This is a genomic window from Aquella oligotrophica (assembly GCF_002892535.1).
GTDB classification, from domain to species: Bacteria; Pseudomonadota; Gammaproteobacteria; order Burkholderiales; family UBA11063; genus Aquella; species Aquella oligotrophica.
The window spans coordinates 1,990,315-2,014,924 of the sequence record NZ_CP024847.1 but is presented as its reverse complement, the minus strand read 5'-3'; the positions used below and the strand labels follow the sequence as shown (position 1 = coordinate 2,014,924).

Here is a 24,610-nt window from a genome sequence, read left to right as displayed (position 1 = left end):
CTTGAATTAGTAACTCAAGCTGAGCAAACTGATCTTTAATGAATTGGTAATTAAAAAATATTTTTATGAATGACAGGCTAATTTTCTGTTATTTCAGTGAAACAGTTTTCTATAAATTTGATAAATTCTTTTACATGTGGGTTTTGTTCATTATCAAGGCGTACTAAGTAATAGTCAAAAGTGGCAAATTTATAGTTTGGCATTATTTTTATTAACTCTCTTTTTTTGAGCTCATCATGATACATATGATCTGTGCCGCCAATGATTACGTCATTTTGCTTAGCCATTCTTAATGATGGCTCACTGTTATTTAGCATTAGTCTTGGTTGATGTCGCCATAAAATCCGTTTGCCATCAGGGGTCGTTACATCAATTACTGGTTGTTCCATATTGTTTTCCATTACAGCGCCAACAAGTAGGTGTCCACTAAGTTCGTCAAGGTTTCTAGGTTCGCTATGCTTTTCTATGTATTTTGGAGTGCAATACAGATTAAACTGGCATTTATAAAGTTTACGAATCCGCAGTGTCGTATGCTGAGGAATGTGGCGCAAAATAGCAAAATCAAAGTTTTCTTTTACTAAGTCAACTTCACGGTTTTGATAAAATGCCAATATCGTAATATTTGGATGAGAATGTAGGTATTTTGGAATTTGTGGCGAAATAATACTATGTATAACTCCCATTGGTAAAGATATTCGTATAGTATATGGTTCATTTTCTTGTTGATTACGAAATTGTTTGACCGTTTCTTTCAATGTTTCCTCTTGACTAATAAAGAGGTCATAGAATTTTTTGCCAGCTTCTGTAACTTCAAAGCTTCTGGTATTCCTTTTTAGTAAAAGTGTACCCAAATCTTCTTCAAGAATACTTATCCTCCGGCTAACCGTTGATTGGCTAATTCCATATTTGTTGGCAACACCGCTAAAACTTCCAATTTCAATTAAGCGGCAAAAAGTTTGGGCATTACTGTATAGGTTTTTAATTTCCATGTGGACAGCTTTTACAGATGGTTAATTTGGAGCAAAAATCCCGCCAGTAAGGCGGGATTTAGTTTGTATTAATTATTTGGGCAGAACGTTACCGTATAATTAGTTGAGTTTGGAGTGACTGAGCCAGGAGTTACATTGTCACATGTAAATGATGAACTTGCATCATCATATGGATATGTATAGCAACTAGGGCAACCTTGTTTTGTCCAAGTAATATTCGGTAGTACGACAGCTAGCCAGTTTGGATTACTTTCCTGAACTGAGTAACCTGGTGCTAATGTGGCAATGTTTTTCCAGTCGGTAGCACCACAAGTATTTAACGTGGTTTGCCCTGATGACAAGCTATAACCCGAATATAACGGCGGCGTTGCACAGGCATAGAGGGTCGCATTATTATATGGTGAATTTCCATTGGTCTGACTAAATCCAAATGGAGCAAGATTAGTTGCTGTATTTTGATTAAAGAACCAGATTTGTGCCGCCGACCAATAACCAAGTTTTTTTCCACAGGTGAGGTTATAGTTTGCAGGTGGAGGAACATTGCCCACTGGATTTACAGATAATACTGCACTTTCGGTATAGCCACAAGAATCACCATTACTGCAACTAGAGCTATCCGAGCATGGAGTACCTGTTCCATCGCCACTAACCCAAGTAAAATATGGAGCAGTGATTGGGGATCCATTTGGTTCTACACCACTTGGGTTAAATGTCCAAGGTGAGGCATTGATTGTTGTTCCACCTGAAGTTGCGGAACTGGTTGATCCTGCTATTCCACAGCTAAATGGGGTTTGGCTTGAGCTATACGTCGTATTATTCGGACCAAAGCTTGCTCCTACATTTAAACCATTCTCAATTGAAATATCATAGCTATCAGGATTTTTCCGTAGCATGGTTATTTCAGCTAGGGTAACTGGTGGTTGAGCACCAGTGGTACAAGTCATATCTGTGCCACCATTGACTGTATTACAATTAGCTACTACACATTTACCATTTGCATCACATAACTGGCGAGCAAACATATTTCCAGACCAAACAAAGTCATTGCCTGGATCGTAGGAAGTGGAAGGAACACCTAAAATTATTGATGATTTAGGTGCAATTGCATAATTATTCCCAGAATTTTGTAATGGGTTAAAGTAACAAATCCAGCCAGCTTTTCCTGCATTTGTACATGAGCTTCCTGATGGACATACCGTTCCTGGATTACTTGTTCCGCAGGCAGTACTGCCACTATCAGTTCCATCTGCTTTTAATGAATCAGTTGATCCACCCGTAGAGCCAACCCAAATAGTTGATTCACAGTTATTCTGAATTGTAAAGGTTCTTGCGTATGATGTAGATTCAACATATACTGATGCTGGAGTTATTGAATAACCAGTAGCAGTTGCATTTAGCGTAGTAGTTCCTGATTCTAGTCCAGAAACCTGTAATGTACATGAACGAACAGCATGTTTTCCACTGGAAAGAACACATGACTCGGGACTAACTTGAGCTATGGCATGATTAGTTGTTTTAAGCCCAACATGAAGATCAGATACTCCCGAACTATCATTAAGGGTTAATAAAACTTCTGATGAACTACCTGGTGAGGTATAAATCGCGGTATTACTGAAAGAGATAGTTCCTGCATTAGCAGTGCTTTCGACATTTGCCAGCATAGGTGTTGGGCTAGTATAGCCAGTAGCTGTAGCAGTAATATCTGCGTTGCCAATTGCGATACCGTCGATAGTTACTTCACATTTACGATTAATACCACTGGAAAGTACGCATGTTTGCTCCTCCGGTTTGGCAACGGAAGGTTTAGTTGATGCTAACGTTACAACAAGATTTGAAACCCCGGAACTTCCATTCAGACTAAGATAGACATAGTTAGTACTACCTAAGGCTATAGATTCTGAATTCTTGCTAAACGATAGTGATCCTTGGATTGTATTACTTTGTACAGTAGCGTTAACTGGTGTTACATTAAATCCTGCTGCTGTAGCTGTAATATTGGCTGTACCATTACTAAGACCATTAACTAGAATCTCACAGCTATTTGGACCATTTGATTCGCTCGATAGTATGCATTCTCCCGGGGTTACACTTGCAACTCCAGTATTAGATGAATTTATTGCTACTTTGAGCCCACTGATTCCGCTTTCTTGAAGCGTCAGAAATAACTCCCCTGAGCTTCCATTAGTTACCGTAATTGCGTTGGTATTAAATACCAATCCCGTATTTCCACTACTCGAGCTACTGTTGCCACCGCTACAACCAACAAGAAGGCTGCTGACTCCAGCAATATAGGCTGTCATTGCCCAAATTAATTTTTTATTATTCATGATATTCTTGATCTCCTAATCATTCTTATGTAATTTAAGCTGATATTATATAAATCTGAAGATAACTGAGCTTTAATATTTCCAGTGACTTATTCAAAAATAACTTAGTGTAATATCAGTCAGATAAATCTATTCGTATTATATCTTGAATCCTACTGCTAAAGTAATAATTAATTAGTGATTTTGATATAAAAATTTAACTTTATCAGTATGATATTGTTTTTATTGATGTGAAGGGCTGTTTGTTATATGTTGCATAAAACAAACAGGAACTTAGGACTACGACGTATAGATTCAGTTTTTCAACGTCTTTATTTCTAGTCTGGTTATAATAGGTTATGAAGGGGGCTATTAAAATTATGAATTAATAAAATACCGCAGATTATGTAGTCTGCGGTATTTTATTGGGTGTGATGTATTATTTTAACGTAATTGACCCGGTTAATTTATCCATTGACACAATCTGTCCACCTGAATTTAATCCATAAATAGCGGTAAGATCTACACCTGCTAGCCCGGCAAATGGAGTATATGCACCACTAGCAACTGCGTTTCCAGAACCATCTGGTGATAGTGTACACACTTGTGTCTTGATTCCATTATTGCCACTTTGGGTACAGTTTGTCATCGTTGGAACCCCAGTGAAATAATCTTCCATTTCCGTTGTTACAGTGATAGGGGCGTAACCAGTTGCATTTGCGAGTGTATGAGAAACTGTCACTGTACCATTTACGCTAGGTTGTGAAATTCCATTAGCTAATGTAGCTTGGTGTGCCGTCGCATAAAGGATTGTTCCATTTAATGGTGCAGGCAACGTAGGCTGGACGCTAAATTGTGTACCAGTTGCGACCTGATCTTGGAAAATTACCGTTGGAGTAGTTAGGTTTTCGGTATAGCTAGCGCCAATATCTCCTAATCCTAAATGATTCTGGTGTAAGACATTATTAAATACTATCGTACAATTTGCGCCCGGCTCAATTGCTGCTGATGGTAGTAATCCACCATTATAGCAAGTAGAAGCATTAGTATCGATTCTCCATGCGTAAGCAGAGTTTGGATTTATAATCCCTGATACTTTTACTGGATTCTGTCCACCATTATTTAGCGTAAGCGTAATTGATTTGCTAGCCGTACTACTGCCATTAAATATGTATGGGTTATTAGTAGAACCATCACCTGATGCTGAACCATTTGCAGTTGGTAATGTACTAATTGACATATTTTGCTCATTTGGCTGAACCGCAGTATTTATTGTTCCTGTTACCGATGCTGGAGTTGACATATCACCACCACTATACGTTACATTATAGTTTACCGTTGTTGCTAGTGTAGTACTTACTGCAACAGGGCCTAGCTTGACAGTAGCAGTTTGGCATGAGCCTCCGGCAGGTACTGATGTACAAGGTGTTCCTGCTGATGTAACGTAAGTAGGAGGATTTACCAAACCAGAACTGCTAATGGTTGCTGCATGGTTTCCATTATTATGAATAACAAGGTTTTGAGTAACAGACTCACGATTATTACCAATAATTGACAAATTCAAGGTATCTACAGACAATGATGGTAAACTTGGAACTACCGTAAATGTAAATGGTAATACTCGGTTATAGCTAGCCGTAGCACCATTTTTCTGGTAACTACCACTAAATCTTAGATTAATCTGGCTATTACTTTGCTCAGTGGTTGAAGCAACGCTGACATCATAACTACAACTCTCTCCAATATCAAGATCAGTACCACAAGTACTATTGCTTACCGTTGGTGTTGCATTACCCGTAACAACTACTGGTGTAGCAATACTTAATCCAGTTAAATTATATGCACCACTATTGGTAACAGTAACTGTTGTTGTAGCAGAACCGACTAAGCGCGGGAATGACATTGGGCTATTAGTAGCTGTCATAGACACCATTGCGGCTCCAGTACGATACCAATCAATAAGATTACTTAATGAAGTTGAGGTGCCACCATTGTAGGTCATAGTTATTAATTCACTGCCTGTGGTATAAGATGAGGTAATCTTATAGTAAACAAAACAGTAGCTATTAGCAGCAAGTGTTGAACCACAGGAGTTATCACCCCCAAGGATACTTATACCTTCTGGTGCTGAAATATTAAGGTCGCTTGCGTCAGCATTTCCCGAGTTAACTATTGGAAATGATCCAGTAGAGCCATTTGCTAGATTTAGTACCGCTGCCTGTCCAACTGTCAACAATGCACCATTATCTGATGGCACAGCATTTACAACTGCTTGAGCATTATTACCACTCTTAAGTGCCGAACGGTTTGCTATTTTACTATTAGTTGAGTCAATTTCTGTTATTATATTAGCGGATGCTAGGGTTGCACTTGGCGGAATTGCTATTTCTACTGCCTGAACATAATCGGATTGAATTTCTCTTCCAGATAAATCACCTTGAGTAATTTTAAAACCAGGCTTATCTAGTTTCATTGATCTGACTTTATGAATTTCTGAACTACCACCACCATATATGTATAAAGTAGCAAATTGGCTTGATTTTGAATTTGCCGCTACACTAACATTCCCGCTAAATTGTGCACCTGATACTTTACTTGCATTGATTCGTGCATAGCTTGCTACGGTATTGAATTCTTTTTTACTACCATTTGCATCCGTATACTGAGCCTGAATAATCGAGCTACCTTTGAAATCAATGCCTTCTGCAGTTGGAGTGCTTATTTCCAAAGCACAAGATTGTCCAGCTCCAATGGTCTCACATCTAGTTTTTGATGCTTGGCTGATTTTTATAAGTTTTGCTGAGTCGTGCTCAAGTACATTAAATTTGATGTTTTTGATTTCAGTTTTTGAGTTATTATGTACAAATAGTTGGGTATTGGTTACTCCACTGGACAGAATTGGAATAGGCGCACTTTGATCAATAGAGAGTGCTGATAGCTGAAGTGTATTCGGAGCCGGATTTATTCCACCACCTGTAGATGAAGATCCTGTTCCAGTACAGGCAACAGTAGAAGCAGCCATAAGAGTTAAATATACAATTTTTTTCATATTATAGTCCTTTCTTGTAAAGTAGCGTTATTCTACAATCCGGTGAATCTGAAAATTGTCCACGTTTATGCCGCAGATAAGTTATAATACGTAAACCTACTGATTTAAATATGTATTAATCGATGAATTACGAAATGTCCATTTTTATGCCAGCGGAGAAATATAGATATGAATGATACTGAAGCACTTGAACTTGCCATAAAATATAATAATAGTATTTATGATAATAATCATACTCTTATCACTAATTTAGCTTATGAGATTGTTAGCGAGGATAGATTCTCTGCAAAGTTGGCAAATATTAATGATGGAACATACATTGGTAAAAGTTTACTAACACTTAATAATGAAGAATGGCGTACAGAGAAATTCAGGAACATTCTTGAATCTTGTCGAACCAAGAGAAGTAATAGTAAATGGCTTTCTTTAAAATTTTCTCGTGATCCTTTATATTGGCTAATTGTGATTAATTTTCAGCCATTAATAAACTATGAGACAGATAATATTTTTGGATTTAAGGTTACGGGTGAAATTCCGGATCATCCGTTACAGTTTTATGGGATTAAAGAGATTATTCGCAATAGCTCTGAAGAACGTCCAGCTACAAGGGTAAGAAATGATAAATTCTTGACCAATCGTGAACATGAGGTGCTATTTTTATTATTCTATTGTGATAATTATCAGCAGGTGGCAGATTTATTAAGTTTAAGTCATGGAATAAACGTTACTAGTTCAATGGTAGCCAAGATTGTAAGTAGAAATTTGTATGTCAAATTTGATGTTGTTAATCTGGAATCCTTAATGGCTGCAGGACATAAAAATGGCTACCATAAGAGCGTACCACTTTCATTATTTGGCGAATTCATGTTTCCAATGAGTAAAGTATAATTCAATTACCTAATCTAGCACCCATCTGACGATTTTCTAATCTCAATTCGGATGGTTATGTTGCTTTACGATTGAATCTTAGACCCAGTTTCATGTGTTTTTGGGGTATTGTAAATTCAATATAGATAAATCGCAATTTAGTCTACAGACCGATAACATTTTTTTGTATTGATTTCTAGCGTTTTATACCAATTTTGCAAATTTCTCTACCTTCTACAAATAATTGATTCTGACACCACCCATTTTGGATGGTACCCTGTCTCAAAACATTATGTTAGAATGTCCCCCTTTAATCATTGGAAGTAAATCATGAAAAAGACAATACGGAATATTGGATGTACAATAGCTTTGGGTGTGGCTATGGTGGGATGTAATTCAGGTAGTTCATCATGGCAGGCTGGAAACTTGGGTTCATTAGGGGTCGAGATGGAGAGTGTTCAGCTAGTTGTGGGACAATCTACACAGGTAACAGCAACACTGACTAATGCATATCAGGGTAGTGATCCAATTGGTTCTGCAACCATTAACTTTTATGTTTGGAATAGTTTCAATAATGGTGTACCAGAGTCATCAAACATTGCTACTTTACAACCAGTAAGCTGTGTAATTAGTAACCCGGCTGAGTCTATCACAACGAGTTGCAGTATAACTTTAACCGCAACCACTCCTGGTAATTCCAATGTATATGTAGAAGCAGTGCCAAATAGCAATATGAATACCACCCCTCCAACCAATAATTATATCTTTGAATCATTCACGATTAATAACTAATATGAAAATCCAGAAAAATGGCTGGTTACTCTGTTCCCAGTTATGCTAGTACCTTTTCAATAGTTTGTGGGGTAAGATTAAAATAATCTGCATCTTCTATATCAGCATAAGTATAGCCATGCTGTCTATGCTGGTATTCAAGCTCGCTAAGTGCTTTCGCTGCACTAAGTTTATCTTCATAGCTAAACCATTGTTCGCGGCGATGATTGTTATGTAGCCCACCCGATATTTTACGTACACACCATGTGCCTAAAAGATCCTGCTGTAAAAATAACCAGTAGAATCGTTGCTCTTTCTGGTTTATCATATAAATCATTTTTTTGTCTTACTCTATCCTTGTTTAACGTCTTATTGTAACATGTTTTCCTGTCCAAAGTACATCGCGAGAATGCCGTTTCTGGTATAATTTACACAAGTTTCAAATAATAGATGATAGGGTTCGTCATGAAGAAAAATGCGATTTATGCTCAATCGGGTGGAGTTACTGCGGTTATAAATGCTTCGGCAGCTGGGGTTATTAATGCTTGTCGCGATTATGCACATCAAATTGGTACTTTGTATGCTGGAGAAAATGGAATCTTAGGAATTTTAACCGAGGATTTGATAGATACCACTCACGAGTCGCGCGAACTGATTGATGGATTACGTCATACACCAAGTGGCGCATTTGGCTCATGTCGTTATAAGCTTAAATCGTTAGAGCAAAATCGCCGCGAATATGAGCGTCTGATTGAAATATTTTCTGCTTATGATATTGGTTATTTTTTCTATAACGGTGGTAATGATTCTGCTGATACCTGTCTTAAAGTTTCGCAGTTGGCAAAAGAAATGGGTTACCCAATCCATGCTATTCATATCCCCAAAACCATTGATAATGATCTGGTAATAACCGATAATTGCCCAGGCTTTGGTTCGGTTGCCAAATATGTGGCTACCTCTATTCGTGAGGCTGGTTATGATCTTGAATCTATGTATAAAACATCTACCAAGGTTTTTATTCTCGAGGTGATGGGGCGCAATGCTGGCTGGATAGCTGCTGCTTGTGGCGTTGCCTCAACGCATGATGGCGAGCCACCACATATCATCTTATTTCCAGAAGTTCCCTTTGATGAAGACAAATTTATCGATGCCGTTAAATTAGCTGTTGATCGCCATGGTTTTTGCGTTATTGCAGTTTCTGAAGGTGTCAAGGATAAAAATGGAGTTGAATTAAGCGCCTCGCAAACCAATGTGGATGATTTTGGTCATCAGCAATTAGGCGGTGTAGCACCAATTCTTGCTGGAATCATCAAAAAAAGACTTGGGTTAAAATACCACTGGGCTGTAGCTGATTATTTACAACGTTCAGCACGACATATTGCCTCGGCTAGTGATGTTGAGCAGGCGTATGTTTGTGGTTACCGGGGTGTCGAATTTGCCTTGCAGGGGCAAAATGCGGTAATGGCATCAATCAAGCGGGTATCGCAAGAACCATACCTTTGGGATATTGAGTCAGTTGATTTGGCTAAAGTTGCCAATCATGAGAAATTTATGCCCAACGACTTCATTAGTAATGATGGCTTTCATATTACCCAGAAGTGTCGCGATTATATATTACCATTAATTACTGGTGAAGATTATCCGCCATTTAAAAATGGTCTTCCGGAGTATATCCGCTTGAAAAAGCATAAAGTGCAGAAGAAATTGCCAGTATTTGAGGTAACGCGTTAATGCCCAAAAGCATAACCTTAGCAGTAACAGGAGCAAGTGGCATGCCATATGTCATTGCTCTTTTGAAAGAGTTACTCGCTCGTGAGGATGTTCTTGTCAACTTTGTAATAAGTAAAGCAGGCATAGTTACCATGCATCAGGAATTAGGAATCTCGCTTTCGCATAATCCACAATTAACCAGAGAAAAGTTACTTGAGGCGATTGACTTAAAAGTTGCTGATAAGTTTAATGTTTATGGGATTGAAGATTGGTATGCGCCTGTTGCTTCTGGTTCCAGTGTTGCTGATGTTACAATTGTTTGTCCATGCACTATGGCAACGTTAGCCAAAATTGCTAATGGGATTGGTGATGATCTTATTGCTAGAAGTGCAGATGTAGCAATAAAAGAACGGAAAAATCTGATTTTGGTTCCGCGCGAGACGCCTTTTTCAGCAATTCATCTGGAAAATATGTTGAAACTTGCGCAACTTGGGGTATCAATTATTCCGCCAATACCTGCATTTTATACTCATCCAGCAACAATTGAAGATATGGTTAATTTTGTAGTTAGCCGGATTCTAGATCAGGCAGGGATTGGTAATTCTTTAATAAGTCGCTGGTAAAAACTATTCTTCTCATCCATTTTTCATTGTTATAAATTAGCAAAAAATATATCAGGATAAATTTAATGTTTTCAAAAAATAAGCAGATTTTAATTGTTATGGGGCTTATTTTGCCTTTTTATTCATACGCTATTGAGTCTTCTCAGGTAGAAGCAAAATCAAGTAATAATAGTTATTTCTATCAGCAAATGAGTAAACTTGAATCAACTGTCGGTGGGCGCATTGGTATAGCTGTGTATAACACTAGAAACAAAGAAACTTTAAGTTATCGTGGTAACGAAAGGTTTCCATTTTGTAGTACTGGTAAAGTTATGACGGTTGCAGCTATTCTTAAAGCTAGTGAGAAAGAGTCAGATTTATTAACAAAAATCATAAAATATAACAAAGCTGATACGGATAAAAGTGCTTATGCACCGATTACCAGCAAATATGTAGCTAAAGGCATGACTATTAGCGAGTTGAGTCAGGCAGCTCTTGATTATAGTGATAATACAGCTATGAACTTACTTGTGGCTGAAGCTGGCGGTGTTGGCAAAATTACTGATTATGCCAGATCAATTGGCGATGAGAAATTTCGTTTAGATCGAATGGAGCCTGAATTAAATACTGCCATTCCAGCCGATAACCGTGATACAACTACGCCACTTGCTATGACAATGTCATTAGATAAACTTGCTTTTGGACAATCGCTTGAAAGTAATTCACAGGCATATTTAACCAAATGGTTAAAGGCAAATACGACCGGAGATAAAAGAATTAGGGCAGGAGTACCAAATAGCTGGATTATTGGCGATAAAACAGGTACTGGTGCTTATGGTACGACTAATGATATTGGTATAATTTGGGCAGCTAAATGTGATCCGATAGTTATTTCTATCTATTATACACAGGATCAAAAAGATGCTAAATCTAATGATTCAGTTATTGCCTCGGCAACTAAAGTGGCAATTGATGCTTTGGCCAAAAATGATGCTTGTCTTCGCAATCAATTAAATTTAAAATAGAATACTGGTATAAAAATAGCATGAATGAAAATCTTAGCTTAACGCCTTTACGGGTACGGTTGATAACCTGGACATTATTATTTATAATGCCTGTTATCGGGATGATTGTTGATTTGGTTGCTCCATCTTTACCAGCAATGGCTATCGATATTCACGTTTCCGAAAGTATGATTAAGAATGTCATAACAACTTTCCTTTTTGGTTATGCGCTAGGCAATTTTTTTACTGGCTTCTTAACCGATGCCTTTGGGCGAAGGAATTTAATTCGAATTGCATTATTGACTTTTGTAATTGTCAGTATTTTGCCGATATTTTATCCAAGCATAAATGTAATTCTATTTTCGCGTTTTATGCAAGGGGTAAGTAGTGGGGCAGCGGCTGTTTTATTGCGAGCAATCTTTGCGGATATATTGCCGAAAGAGAAACTAGTTAAACTGGGTGCAGTTATTGGAACTGTCTGGGGGCTAGGTCCGATTATTGGACCTGTTATTGGTGCAAATTTACAGCATGCTTATGGTTGGCAGGCTGGGTTTTATTTTTTTACGATAATTGGTGTGTTTTGTCTTACATCAGTCTATTTTGTTGTACCCGAGACAATAGCACGCCGTCAGAAGCTCAAATATTCAGTTATTCGCGCTAATTGTCGTGAAATCCTGACGAATAAAGTTTTCTTAGCATTACCAGTACTAATGGGTATAGCATATTCCTTGATAATAACTTTTCATACTGCTGGACCATTTTTGATTCAGAATATATTGGGGTATTCTCCATTATTTTTTGGTAGATTAGCGTTATGTATGGGTATTAGCTTTCTTTTAGCTACTTTTACTGCTAGATATTTGGTTGGAATAATGCCTGTTGAACGAATATTTCAGCTAGGGATCAGCTTATTTTTGTTGGCAATCACAGTTCTTCTTATTTTTAGCCATCTTTTGACTATGCCGCTGACTTTTATTATAGTAGCGAGTCTAATTATGTTTTTTGCAACTGGAATCCTTTTTCCACTTTCAATGGGAAAAGGTCTTTCTATGTTTAGTCATATTGCAGGTACAGCAACTGCGATAATGTATCTTATTAACGGTTCAATAACTGCTGCTTCATCATTTATAATTAGTTTACTTAATGTAAATTCAGCTACAGAAATGCTGCTGACTTATTTTATTATGATTTTGCTTTGCATGTTTATATATCGTACAATGTTACATTCAAAAGCAAGATGAATATTGAAAGGATCTAATCATGAAACTAGCTACATTTCGCTATAATCAACAAAGGTGTGTCGGGATTGTTGATGTTGCTGCTAAAATGGTATCAATATTTGATTTAACTATTGAAAATGCAAAAAATGGCGTTCAATACCTGCTAGATCTTCTTTCGGAAGGTGGCGAGTTGCCGAAAATCAGGGAAACTACTTCACTTGATAGCGTCGAACTAGAAGCACCATTGCCAAGACCACGACGAAATATCTTTTGTGCTGGCAAAAACTATCTAGACCATGTAAAAGAAGTAGCCAAAAGTGGTTTAGGTAGCGGCCCAACTTCAGGAAGTGAAGCCCCAACATATCCGATTATTTTTACTAAAGTACCAGAATCGGTAATTGCGCCACAGGCTAAAATCCTTCGTCATGCAAACTTGACTAATCATCTGGATTACGAGGCAGAGCTAGCTGTTGTTATTGGTAAAAAAGGGCGAGGAATTAGTCGTGAAAATGCAATGGAGCATGTTTGGGGATATACGATAATTAATGATGTCTCGGCACGCGATCTACAAAAGAAACATCAGCAATGGCATATAGCCAAGAGTTTAGACAGTTTTTGCCCAATGGGACCATGGTTGGTATCCAAAGATGAATTTGATGGTAATAATACTGCCATCCGTTGTTGGGTTAATGATGAGTTACGTCAGGACTCTTCGACTTCATTATTTATCTTTGATATTCCGGCGCTTATTGAAAGTTTATCTGCTGGGATTACTCTCTATCCTGGTGATATTATTGCAACTGGAACACCTAGTGGGGTGGGAATGGGCTTTAATCCACCAAGATTTCTACAATCTGGTGATAAAGTTAAGATTGAAGTTGCTGGCATCGGTGTGCTGGAAAATGTAGTAGAGTAGGATAAAATGCAGTTAAAGACAGATTATTTAATAGTTGGGGCAGGAATAATTGGTTTAACTATTGCTAGAGAGTTGTGCGATAAATATCCTAATAAATCAATTCTGGTTATTGATAAAGAAGATTGGATTGCGCGCCATGCCAGTGGCAGAAATAGCGGTGTACTTCATGCTGGCTTATACTATGCCACCGACAGTTTGCGTGCCAAGTTCTGTGTTGCAGGTTCGAAAATGCTTAGGGATTATTCGCTCAAAAATAAAATTCCGCTTAACCAATGTGGAAAGGTTGTAGTTGCGGCTAATGATTCCGAAACTATTCAAATACAGGAGCTTTACCAGCGAGCAATTGCCAATGGCGTTAATTGTAGCCTCGTTGATGAGAAAGAACTATCCGAAATCGAGCCTACCGCCAAAACTTCTGGCTATGCCATTTATTCGCCTGATACGGCATCATTTCATGCCTTGGCTATTTGTTCCGAATTGCAGCGTGAGTTAGCTCATGCAAGTGTCAAGTTTATGTTTAAAACAGAGTATATTGAAAATATAAATGGGAATTGTATAAAAACCAGTCAGGGAGAGATTGAGTACATGACCCTGATTAATTGTGCTGGAATGTATGCTGATAAAATTGCGACGGATTTTGGTTTGATTGAAGACTATGTTCTGATTCCATTTAAAGGAATTTTTCTCTACTGTAATGATTTGATTGGCAATTATCGGAGACATATTTATCCGGTGCCAGATGCGAAGATAAAGCTTCTTGGAGTTCATTTCTCACCGGAATATGACGGCAAAATAAAAGTTGGACCAACTGCAGTACCATGTCTTGCGCGTGAAAATTATTCATGGCTTGAAAACTGGCGCTTTAATGAAATGCGTGAAGTATTAGGAACTGAATTTAAATTACTTTGGAGTAATAAGTTTAATTTTAGGGATCTTGCCTTTGCTGAACTTAAAAAACAGACAAAAAAAGGTTTGATAAAATACTCTACAAATTTAGTGAAAAATATTAAACAGTTTGAGTTTACTGATTGGGGTACTCCAGGCATCCAGCCACGATTGTATAATTTGAAAAAGCAAGAAATTATGGATGATTTTTTGATTGAGCGTGGACTTAATTCAATACATATAATAAACAGTGTTTCTCCCGCATATACCGCATCCTTTGCTTTTGCCAAGCATGTGGCTGAAAATTATTTATAAAGAAAACAGATGATACAGTTATTAGCTATTTTAGGTGCATTAGTCTTGGGTTATGGGATTAAAAACCTTCCCATATCGGATAGTGCGCTTAATAAAACGTTGGTCTATATAGTTGTGCTTATCCTTTTTGTAATGGGCTATGAGTTAGGTAGTAGTAGCAGTGATTTAATAAGTCAGCTTATTTCGCTTAGTCGAATTGTAGTTACTTTTACAATCGCCTTATTTCTAGCAAATTTTTATGCTTGTTATTGGTTATTAAAAAAAATAAATCGCAGCTTACGTAAGCCCCTTCATCATAGCAAAAGTGCTAATTTCCTTCAATTTGCTAGGGAGAGTGGTAAGTATGTAGTTATTATCATAATTGGCATGTGCTGTGGCGTACTTATCAAACATCCATTACATGCGCTAAGCGAGTTTATATCGCTGCTATTATTTATCTTACTTTTCATCATCGGACACCAGATGCGGGCTAATGGTGTTTCGCTTGTTTCTGTGATCTTAAACCGAAATGGTTTAAAATTGGCAGCTTTGATAATTATAAGTTCACTTATAGCTGGTAGTATTGCTGCATATATCTGTGGAATAAAATGGACACATGGTTTAATTCTCAGCTCCGGTTTTGGTTGGTACACTTTATCGAGTATTCTAACCGGTAATCTGATCGATCAGAACTATGGAGCAATGGCGTTTTTTATTGATTTTATCCGCGAGGTTATCGCAATTATTCTGATTCCAAGCTTGGGACAGCGCTATCCTGCTTCAATGGTTGGTTATTGTGGGGGTACGGCAATGGATTTTTCTTTACCTGTTATTAAGCAAAATTTACATGAGGAATGCGTTATTCTGGCAATTTCTAGTGGAATGCTACTAAGTATAGCAGTACCAGTTTTAATATCTGTTTTTGCAAAACTGTAACCGAATGAATAAAATTTTATTAAAATCAATGGGGTGGTTATTTTTAGCTCAAGCCTGTGTCGGGGTAAATATTGTACTAAGTAAAGGCCTGGTTAATCATCTAAATCCAGTTATAATTATGACGATTCGGTTTAGTTTTGCCAGTATCTTTATGCTATTACTTCTAATCAGAAATGATGATGCTAGAAGATTTAAATTTGATTTTTGCCGTAATGATTGGTTTGTTTTATTTGCTAAAGCAATCGGAGCTGGAGTCGCGTTTAATTTTATCATGCTAAGTGGGCTACATTATACTGATGCAAATAGTGCTGGTCTAATCACTAGTTTATTGCCAGCTGTTGTTATTTGCTTAAATATCTTATTATTTCGGCAAAAAATGACATCTAAGATGATGCTCTCAATTATGATTTCAATTTGTGGTTTGATTTTGATTAATTATGGTGCTTTAGGAAGCCAAAATAGCAAGGCAGTACTTGGTAATTTTCTAATTTTTATTTCTCTCATACCAGATGGCTTATATTACACTTTAAGTAAATATTACCCATTAAAAATGAATAATATGCTAAAAGTATTTATGCTTAATGCGATAAATGTACCCATCCTTTTTATTATCATTTTATTTTTGCCAGCAAGTTTATGGAGTATGGTTTCACTGCATGATTGGACTATGCTCATAATTATTGGAATAAATTCAGGCCTATTTTTTATCTTCTGGCAAAAAGGTATAAAAAATATTGATGCTGCTTATGCTGCGTTATCAACTGCATTTATGCCTCTGGCAACGGTAATTCTTGCTTGGATTATTTTGGGAGAGGGGTTGACATTAAATAAATTTATTGGCATGATGCTAGTTATGATGTCAATAGTTATTTATGCCCGTAAATAGTTATAAATAAACTTTATTCCGCTTGGTATAATTATATCTTGAGTTTTTGTAAATAGTTGTGTATATCATGTACACATCAGGTTTGAAAAGATGGAGGAGTTATGACTAAGCCAAAAGTAGTTATTGTTGGTGGCGGGTTTGCTGGTTTAGCAGCTGCTTGGGAATTGAAAGACAGTTCTTATCAAGTTACTTTATTGGATAAGCGTAATTTTAATCTTTTTCAGCCTCTCTTGTATCAGGTCGCTACAGCTAGTTTAACCGAGGCAGATATTACCTTTCCGTTACGTTCTGCATTGACAAAAGATAAAAATGTTTCTGTTTATCGAACAAAAGTCCATGATTTTGATATTAAAAATCAGCTAGTAATTACTGATGAAGGTGATTTTGAGTACGATAAATTAATTGTTTGTAGTGGTGTTACTCATAATTATTTTGGTAATACTCAATGGGCAGAACACGCCCCAGGATTAAAAACTATTGAAGATGCACTTGAAATCCGTAACCGTATATTTATGGCTTTTGAAAAAGCTGAGTTGGAGAAAGACTCAGAAAAACGCAAGGCTTTGTTACGTTTTGTTGTCGTGGGTAGTGGACCTACAGGAGTTGAATTAGCCGGCTCTTTGGGCGAACTTGCGCATAATACCTTACGTAAAGATTTTCGTAATTTTGTTCCATCTGATGTTGAAATTATTCTAGTAGAAGGTTCTGATAGAGCTTTACCAGCTTATAGCAGCAAACTATCTCAAAAAGCAGTAGATCAGTTACATAAACTTGGGGTTACTGTTGTTACTAATAATAGGGTTACTGATATTCAATCCGAGTATATTCGACTCAAATCTGAAGGTGGTGAAACGACTCTTTTCACTCAAACTGTATTATGGGCAGCCGGAATGAAAACGACTCCGCTTGCTGGACTTCTTGCCAATAAAACTGATGCACAACAAGATACTCAGGGTAGAATAGAAGTAAATCCCGATTTAAGCATCCCTGGTTATTCGAATATTTTTGTGCTGGGTGATATTTCGCATCTAAAAGATAAAAACGGTAAGCCTTTACCTGGTATTGCCCCAGTCGCAATGCAGGAGGGGTACTATATTGGTAAATTATTAAAAAAAGAGGCAAATGGTGAGTCAGGGGAGAGCTTCAAATACTTGGATAAGGGAAATATGGCAGTAATCGGTAAGAATGCAGCTGTTGCGCAACTTGGTAAATTAGAGTTTTCCGGTTATATCGCTTGGATATTATGGGTGGTGGTACACATTTGGTATCTGATTGGTTATGATAATAAATTAATGATTATGTTGCGTTGGGCATGGACTTATTGGACATCCAAACGTGGTAGTCGTTTGATTGTTCATGATAATGAAATAGAAGAAAATAGCTCAAAGGCCTTTCTTCAACGAAATGTTGCCAAGCCGGATTCATGATTATAAGGTGTAATGAATGCATGTTTTAGAATTATTGCGAAAACAGATAGATTCATTTCCTCTAATGACAGATCGGGAGTTTTTGCGTTATACTATAAAGAATGTCAGCTATCTTTTTAGAGGGGAAATGATTGCAGTAAAAAATTCTGCTCTTGAATATATTGCAATGTCTGATGAATATGCCTATGAATTTAATTTAGATAAGAATGCTCTTGGTAAAAAAATTGTCAATAATTTAACTGATATTGATACCGAGTTGGCTATTTTGCAACAAGAGCAGGACATCCTTGAAAAATATCCATGTCAGGATTCAATTTGCTTTTACCAAAAAAATGAGAAAACGGAATACTGTGGGATTCGGAAGCGGCAACTGATAAATCCATCTAATAATAATGTAGTTGGACTTCTAATTGTTGCCGGAAAGTTCAAGCCTGGCATATTGCGAAAATCCTATCTTAAGCTATTTGTACCCAATAAAAGTTCATACTTAGCTACTAAAGAGCAAAAATTAACTAACAGTGAGCAACAGATAATATTTGCCTTGTTACTCGGTTTTCATTCTAGAAAAGAAATTTCTGCCATGCTTAGCAATGTTACTAAAGAAAAAATAAATGAAATCAAAGTAAAAAATGGCTTAAATGCATTATATCAAAAATTTCACTGTAGCAGTATTAGCCAATTATTAACCTTAATTTCAAATGATATGATTAATCTTGAACTCCCCCGGATGTATTTGCTTCTGGTAACTATCCTATCGAGTAATAAATATGTTGATACATGAAGATTATGATTTGCCACAAAATAATGACTTTCTTTCCGATGAGGAATATTTATTAAATCAGTTATGGCTACTAAAACATATTTTTTATAATGAAATTGCGGCAGTAGTGAATACTAGGCTTGAATATTTAGGTATTTCAAATCAATTTTCTGAAATTTTTAATTGTGGCAGTGAAATTTTGGGACGTAGATTTAGTATTTATAATAATAGTAATCTGGCATTAAAGATCGAAGAGTCTGAATGTAAAATTATTCAGGAAAAGGTATTTCATGAGTCTGTATATCAGATTAAGCAGGGTAATGAAATAAGATTATATTATATACGGAAAAGACCAATAATAAATCCAGGAACAAATAACTGTGTTGGGATATTTATTTCAGCTGCACTATTGAATCTTGCTCAACATAGTAATATAATTCACCGGGTAATGTCAGGACGGCAGGATAAAGTTGATGTGGTATTTAAAGAAGAGCTTTCGGAAGAGCAGCATCAAATTATTGCCTGTTTACTCATGGGCTTTCATCAGCGTAAGGAAATTGCTTATATACTGCAAAATCTTACTAGTAAAGAATATAGCGATCGGCAAATAAAATACTTCTTGACTAAACTTTATCAAAAGTACAACTGTTCATCAATAACTGAGCTGATTGAATTAATTATTAATAGCTCGGAAAATGATTTAAGATTGCCTGCATTAAATATTCCTGAGATGGTCAATAATATCTAAGAACCAGTTTAGTATTTTTGGGTAAACTGGGAAATTTTAAACAGACACTCTAATATCACAGTCAATGACGTTAACCAAGCGCGCTACTCATGTTTGGCTTTGCGATTCTGTTCTTTTTTATTGACACCAAGTGTAATAAACAATAAAAATAAACCACTAACTGCGAGTGCTATAAGAAGCCAAAATGCATCCATTTTAGTTCTCCTTTTTACAAAACATGGTTATCATTAAAATTTATTTTAGTTTTCTCTTACTGGTAATTTTAATTTATTGCCATATAATCTGTCAACCATGCGTGTAGGAAATTATTGGGAAACTGCTCGGACTATCTAGCAATAGCTGCGTTGCAAGACTTCTTATTTTACTCTCATCTAAACTGCGTCGGATTTTTATATTCCCTTAGTTACAGGGGGGATACAGTAGTTACATTATTGGTATTAATTTAAAGATGCGATTTTACTCAAAAACTCCGGCATATACATATTCATTTATTAATTTAGATGCTTCCTCAGCGACATCACTAGCAAGTATTCCATTAAATCCACGGCGCGATAAGACTAGTTTGGTAGCTGCTAGTCCATGGATAAATACGCCAAAACGGCTTGCAGAAAGCAAATCCATTCCTTGACCAAGTAGAGCAACTATAATTCCAGTTAGGGTATCACCTTGTCCTGCATTAGCCAGAGCTGGATTTCCAGTTGAGTTAATATAAATATTCTTCTCCGACTGGATTAAGGTTCCTGCTCCTTTTAGAATCGTAACACTATTTAGTTTGTCAGTTAAATCCGCGATCGACATAAATCGATTATCTTGAACTTCGTTTACCGTAACCCCAAGAATTCGTGCTGCTTCACCGGGGTGTGGTGTAATAATTTTATAGCGGACTTCTCTAAATTTAAGTTTGAGATCATGATTGGTTGATATAAGATTCAAGGCATCTGCATCAACAAGAAGTTTACTATCTTCAATATTATCTAATAATTTATTTAATATTTTTACAGCTTTGTCATCTTGTCCAAGACCTGGACCAATAGCAATAGCATCAAATGCTTGAATATTCTGAATAATTTCTTTGGGCGATTGGGACATTAATTCAGGAGTATTAAAGTTTAATGTAAAATCGTTATCAAGAGCGCCCAACACTACTTTCCCCGCTCCTGAAAGTAGTGCGGCTTTTCCAGCAAGGTATAGTGCTCCATGCATACCTTGATTACCACCGATGATGGCTACAGTGCCATAATTTCCCTTGCTGGTGTTAAATTTAGAACGCATCAGATGCTGGTAGGGTATATCATCAAGCAGGTTAAATTCAATCTTGTTATTCGCAGGTAAGAGCTTATAATCAGATAGTTTGATTAAATCAGCAATTTCAATTTCACCACAAGTATCAAGTCCATCACCAGTATGTAGTCCGGGCTTATCACTGATAAAAGTAAGTGTTGAGTCCGCAATGATAGAAGATCCCTGAACTCTTCCACTAAAGGGATTTAAGCCGCTTGGCGCATCAAGAGCAAGAATATGTGCATTTGAATCATTAATCTTCTGGATTATTTTGCTGGTTTCGACATCAAGCTCATGAGTTAATCCAATACCATAAATAGCATCTATTATTAATGTATATTTTTCAAGATCCTGAGGGAATTTTGTCAGGCTTTTTTTCAATGCTTGTAATTTATTAAACCATTCTTGATTAGCATTGGTATTATCTTTAAATAATCTGATACAATCAACTTTATAGCCCAGCTGCTGAAGATGTATTGCTGCTGCTAAGCCATCACAACCATTATTGCCCCGTCCAGCTACTATTAGTATTCTGGCTTTTTTGTTAAATTTACCATTTACCCATAATGCAGTAGAGTGTCCGGCACGATCTATCAAATCTATACTATTTTTGGCAGCTTCATTTTCAATTTGCCTTAACTGAAGCAGATTTAGAAAATCATTCATTGCATATTCCATTTAATATTATGAATTAAAAAAGAGGTCATCTGTGGACCTCTTCTTATTAAGGTAATAATTGCTGAAGTTCCCCAGATTCGTACATTTCTGCCATGATATCTGATCCACCGACAAATTCTCCATTTATGTATAACTGTGGGATTGTTGGCCAGTTTGAGTATTCTTTTATTTGCTGGCGAACACCCTCATCTTCAAGAACATTAAAGGTGACGAAATCGGTAACACCACATAATGAGAGAATTTTAACTGCGCGTCCAGAAAAACCACACAAAGGAAACTTTGCGGAACCTTTCATGAATAAAACAACTTTATTATTTTTAACTAAATTATCAATTTTTTCAATACTACCTTGCATAAAACAACCCTAAAATTTTTACTATTAAGAGTATTAATTATACTACACTAACAATAACTGCTTGTAATTAATTATCTTCTCTCTCTCTCGTATTGTAACCTACTCTTGTCAACTCTAAATGCCAAGTGTTTCCTTCAAGATTGAGATTGGGTGCTCAATGATTATTTTATTCATTTATCTGTAAGGTGTTTATAGCATTAATGATAAAACTTCATATGCTATAATAGCAATAATTTAGAATCGGTAATGGTTAGATAAATAATGAAATGGATTATAAATGGCGATAATTACGGTAGATAAAGTCAGTTTGGCGTTTGGACATCATCAACTACTTGATAAGGTGAGTTTTGCGCTTGAAAAAAATGATAAATATGGCTTGATTGGTAGAAATGGGGCAGGGAAGTCTTCTTTTTTAAAAGTGATTGCTGGTGCACATAAAGCAGATGATGGTAGGATTCATTATCAGGAGGGGCTAAAGATAGTTTATGTAGCTCAGGAGCCTGAATTAAATGATGGCAACACAATATTTCAGGAAGTAATGAGTGGCTTGGGAAATCTTACCGCCAATCTTACAGATTATTATGCTGCTTTAGATCAAATGGCAAGTGATTATAGTGAAGCGCTTTTGTCCAAAATCGAACGATTACAGCATGAACTTGAATTACATAATGGCTGGACAGTTAAAAACCTGATTGATAAAACATTGTCAGAGCTTGGGCTAGATGGACATCAAATTGTTGGCGATCTTTCTGGTGGAGTTAGGAAAAAAGTTGCGCTCGCCAAAGCCTTAGTTGTAAATCCAGATATTCTATTTCTTGATGAGCCAACCAATCATTTGGATGTATTTGCGATTGAATGGCTTGAGGGTGTAATCAATAATTTCCCCGGAGCAATTGTTTTAATTACACATGATAGACGTTTTCTCGATAATACGGTTAACAAAATACTTGAATTAGATCGTGGTAGTATCCGTAGCTATACTGGTAATTTTGCACGTTATCAGGAATTAAAAGAACGCCAGTTGGCCGACGAAGCTAAGACTAATTCTGAGTTTGATAAGTTTTTGGCGCAAGAAGAAGTATGGATTCGTAAAGGTATTGAAGCACGCCGCACTCGAAATGAAGGTCGGGTTAGAAGGTTGCAAGAATTAAGAGAGACTCGCAAAAATCGCCGAGATCATCAAGGTCAAGTAAGATTACAGATCGATAGTGGGCAGTTATCCGGTAAGATTGTTGCTGAAATTGAACATTTACAAGTGAGTTTTGGTGAGCGACAAATTATCCGTGATTTCTCAGCTAAAATTTTGCGGGGCGATAAGATTGGTCTTATCGGTGGTAATGGTGCTGGTAAATCAACTCTACTTAAAGCTATTCTTGGTGAATTGGAGCCTTCTAGCGGCAAAGTAAAACTCGGGACTAAATTGGAAGTGGCTTATTTTGATCAGCTTCGCCAGCAGCTTGATGATGATGCTACTATTCAGGATGTGGTAGCGCAAGGGCAGGACTATGTATTTATCAATGGTGCACGTAAGCATATAGCTACATATCTGGAAGAGTTTTTGTTTGATCCGGCACGCTTCCGTTCACCAGTAGCTTCATTGTCTGGTGGTGAGCGTAATCGGCTTTTACTGGCGCGCTTATTTTCGCAGCCCGCAAATGTTTTGGTATTGGATGAACCAACCAATGATTTGGATATGGATACTCTTGAGTTACTTGAAGAGCTATTGGCAAATTATCCAGGAACCGTGTTTTTAGTAAGCCATGACCGGGAATTTCTTGATAATGTGGTAACCCAATCTTGGGTTTTTCTCGGTGAGGGAAATATTCTTGAATTTAGCGGTGGTTATAGTGATTGGTTTAGCTATAAAGATCAATATTTTGCTGAATTTTATGCAGAAAAGAAGCCTATTGAAAATGTAGCTAATGTAGATAAGTCAAGTAAAGACTCTAACCTAAATAAGCAGACGCAACAGCGAAATAAATTGTCGTATAAAGAAAAAACTGAACTAGAACAATTACCAGATTTACTGGCTTCTCTTGAAGCGGAGCAAGCTGATTTGAATCTGAAGCTGCAAGATTCTCAGTTATACAAAGATAATCCAGAATTAGCCACCAAATACCATGCGCGGGTTGCTGAAATCGATGAGTTATTATTAGAGAAATTGGCGCGCTGGGAAGAATTGGAGAATAAGGTAAAATAATATGACAAATAAGCAAAAACCTATATTACTTGAAGATGGTAAAAATCGTTGCGGCTGGTGCAATAAATCAGAACTTTATCAGCGCTATCATGATGAGGAATGGGGGAAACCACTTCATGATGAAGATAAGCATTTTGAATTTCTATTATTAGAAACAATGCAAGCTGGTCTTAGCTGGTACACGATTCTTCAGCGCCGAGAAAATTATCGTCAAGCTTTTGCTGGGTTTATCGCGCAAAAGGTAGCTGCTTTTGATGAGTCAGATGTTGGGCGGTTGATGAATGATGCGGGGATTATCAGGAATCAAGCAAAAATCAGGGCGGCAATCGTTAATGCAGAAAAGTTTCTCTTGATACAGCAAGAATTTGGTTCATTTGATAATTATATTTGGGGTTTTACTGGACATAAAGTTGTAGATAACCAATGGAATAGTATGAGCCAAGTTCCGGCTACCACTGAGTTGTCTGATCTAGTTGCCAAAGATTTGAAGAAGCGTGGCTTCAAGTTTGTTGGTTCAACCACGATTTATGCACATTTACAGGCAATTGGCGTGGTTAATGATCATCTTCTTGACTGCTGGTGTAAGTAAATGTGTGTACAAAATGCGACACTTTGTTTTTATGTTTAATGTATTGATATATAAACTTATTTTAATTTATGTTGATTGATCTAGGAAAATAATTACGGAATTATTCTTTATGTTACTGATTATATCCAATTCGGATG

At 36.8% G+C, this 24,610-nt stretch carries 21 protein-coding genes; 15 read left to right on the top strand and 6 right to left on the bottom strand.

The features are described from left to right. Positions 1-77: 77 nt before the first annotated feature. From CUN60_RS09230 to CUN60_RS09220, 3 genes are all read right to left on the bottom strand, one after another. Entirely contained in the window at positions 78-989 is a 912-nt protein-coding gene (locus tag CUN60_RS09230; protein ID WP_102951764.1) for a LysR family transcriptional regulator, read from the bottom strand. 68 nt (positions 990-1,057) lie between these two features. Further along, the gene (locus CUN60_RS09225) at positions 1,058-3,316 is read right to left on the bottom strand and encodes a thaumatin family protein (protein ID WP_102951763.1); all 2,259 of its coding nucleotides are present in this window, start codon (positions 3,314-3,316) and stop codon (positions 1,058-1,060) included. 418 nt (positions 3,317-3,734) lie between these two features. Next, positions 3,735-6,344 carry a hypothetical protein gene (locus CUN60_RS09220; RefSeq protein ID WP_102951762.1) on the bottom strand — a complete coding sequence of 870 codons (2,610 nt, stop codon included), beginning with the start codon at positions 6,342-6,344 and terminating at the stop codon, positions 3,735-3,737. 168 nt (positions 6,345-6,512) lie between these two features. On the opposite strand from CUN60_RS09220, the gene CUN60_RS09215 reads away from it, so the two are divergent. Together CUN60_RS09215 and CUN60_RS09210 are read left to right on the top strand one after the other, a co-directional pair. After that, positions 6,513-7,232: a helix-turn-helix transcriptional regulator gene (locus tag CUN60_RS09215; protein ID WP_102951761.1), complete on the top strand. Its 720-nt coding sequence runs from the start codon at positions 6,513-6,515 to the stop codon at positions 7,230-7,232. Between the two features lie 309 nt (positions 7,233-7,541). Further along, positions 7,542-8,003, top strand: coding sequence for a hypothetical protein (locus CUN60_RS09210; RefSeq protein WP_102951760.1), 462 nt, complete (start codon positions 7,542-7,544; stop codon positions 8,001-8,003). A gap of 40 nt (positions 8,004-8,043) precedes the next feature. Here the strand turns inward: CUN60_RS09210 and CUN60_RS09205 are convergent, their stop codons facing one another. Further along, entirely contained in the window at positions 8,044-8,319 is a 276-nt protein-coding gene (locus CUN60_RS09205; protein ID WP_102951759.1) for a hypothetical protein, read from the bottom strand. 128 nt (positions 8,320-8,447) lie between these two features. Between CUN60_RS09205 and CUN60_RS09200 the strand changes: the two genes are divergently transcribed. From CUN60_RS09200 to CUN60_RS09150, 11 genes are all read left to right on the top strand, one after another. After that, positions 8,448-9,713, top strand: a complete 1,266-nt coding sequence (locus tag CUN60_RS09200) for a 6-phosphofructokinase (protein WP_222593251.1) — start codon at positions 8,448-8,450, stop codon at positions 9,711-9,713. Then, entirely contained in the window at positions 9,713-10,315 is a 603-nt protein-coding gene (locus CUN60_RS09195) for a flavin prenyltransferase UbiX (RefSeq protein WP_102951757.1), read from the top strand. Before CUN60_RS09200 ends, CUN60_RS09195 begins: the two co-directional genes overlap by 1 nt. A gap of 65 nt (positions 10,316-10,380) precedes the next feature. Then, entirely contained in the window at positions 10,381-11,319 is a 939-nt protein-coding gene (gene bla, locus CUN60_RS09190) for a class A beta-lactamase (RefSeq protein ID WP_102951756.1), read from the top strand. A 20-nt stretch (positions 11,320-11,339) separates the two neighbouring features. Then, complete coding sequence (locus CUN60_RS09185; protein ID WP_102951755.1) at positions 11,340-12,539, top strand: MFS transporter; 1,200 nt, start codon at positions 11,340-11,342, stop codon at positions 12,537-12,539. Positions 12,540-12,558: 19 nt separating this feature from the next. After that, a complete protein-coding gene (locus tag CUN60_RS09180) occupies positions 12,559-13,434 on the top strand; it encodes a fumarylacetoacetate hydrolase family protein (RefSeq protein ID WP_102951754.1) in 876 nt (291 codons plus the stop codon). A 6-nt stretch (positions 13,435-13,440) separates the two neighbouring features. Next, entirely contained in the window at positions 13,441-14,634 is a 1,194-nt protein-coding gene (locus CUN60_RS09175) for an NAD(P)/FAD-dependent oxidoreductase (RefSeq protein ID WP_102951753.1), read from the top strand. A gap of 9 nt (positions 14,635-14,643) precedes the next feature. Beyond that, entirely contained in the window at positions 14,644-15,549 is a 906-nt protein-coding gene (locus CUN60_RS09170; protein ID WP_102951752.1) for a LysO family transporter, read from the top strand. Between the two features lie 4 nt (positions 15,550-15,553). Beyond that, positions 15,554-16,435, top strand: a complete 882-nt coding sequence (locus tag CUN60_RS09165; RefSeq protein WP_102951751.1) for a DMT family transporter — start codon at positions 15,554-15,556, stop codon at positions 16,433-16,435. A gap of 101 nt (positions 16,436-16,536) precedes the next feature. Next, positions 16,537-17,862, top strand: a complete 1,326-nt coding sequence (locus CUN60_RS09160) for an NAD(P)/FAD-dependent oxidoreductase (protein ID WP_102951750.1) — start codon at positions 16,537-16,539, stop codon at positions 17,860-17,862. Positions 17,863-17,878: 16 nt separating this feature from the next. Continuing rightward, positions 17,879-18,643, top strand: a complete 765-nt coding sequence (locus CUN60_RS09155; RefSeq protein ID WP_102951749.1) for a hypothetical protein — start codon at positions 17,879-17,881, stop codon at positions 18,641-18,643. Next, the gene (locus tag CUN60_RS09150; protein ID WP_102951748.1) at positions 18,630-19,370 is read left to right on the top strand and encodes a helix-turn-helix transcriptional regulator; all 741 of its coding nucleotides are present in this window, start codon (positions 18,630-18,632) and stop codon (positions 19,368-19,370) included. Before CUN60_RS09155 ends, CUN60_RS09150 begins: the two co-directional genes overlap by 14 nt. Before the next feature lie 456 nt (positions 19,371-19,826). On the opposite strand, the gene CUN60_RS09145 is transcribed toward CUN60_RS09150, so the two are convergent. After that, positions 19,827-21,317: an NAD(P)H-hydrate dehydratase gene (locus CUN60_RS09145; protein ID WP_158649371.1), complete on the bottom strand. Its 1,491-nt coding sequence runs from the start codon at positions 21,315-21,317 to the stop codon at positions 19,827-19,829. 58 nt (positions 21,318-21,375) lie between these two features. After that, positions 21,376-21,684, bottom strand: a complete 309-nt coding sequence (gene grxD / locus CUN60_RS09140; protein WP_102951746.1) for a Grx4 family monothiol glutaredoxin — start codon at positions 21,682-21,684, stop codon at positions 21,376-21,378. Between the two features lie 277 nt (positions 21,685-21,961). Between grxD and CUN60_RS09135 the strand changes: the two genes are divergently transcribed. Both CUN60_RS09135 and CUN60_RS09130 read left to right on the top strand, forming a co-directional pair. After that, positions 21,962-23,884: an ATP-binding cassette domain-containing protein gene (locus CUN60_RS09135; RefSeq protein ID WP_102951745.1), complete on the top strand. Its 1,923-nt coding sequence runs from the start codon at positions 21,962-21,964 to the stop codon at positions 23,882-23,884. 1 nt (position 23,885) lies between these two features. Beyond that, a complete protein-coding gene (locus tag CUN60_RS09130) occupies positions 23,886-24,473 on the top strand; it encodes a DNA-3-methyladenine glycosylase I (protein WP_102951744.1) in 588 nt (195 codons plus the stop codon). The last annotated feature ends 137 nt before the right edge of the window (positions 24,474-24,610 follow it).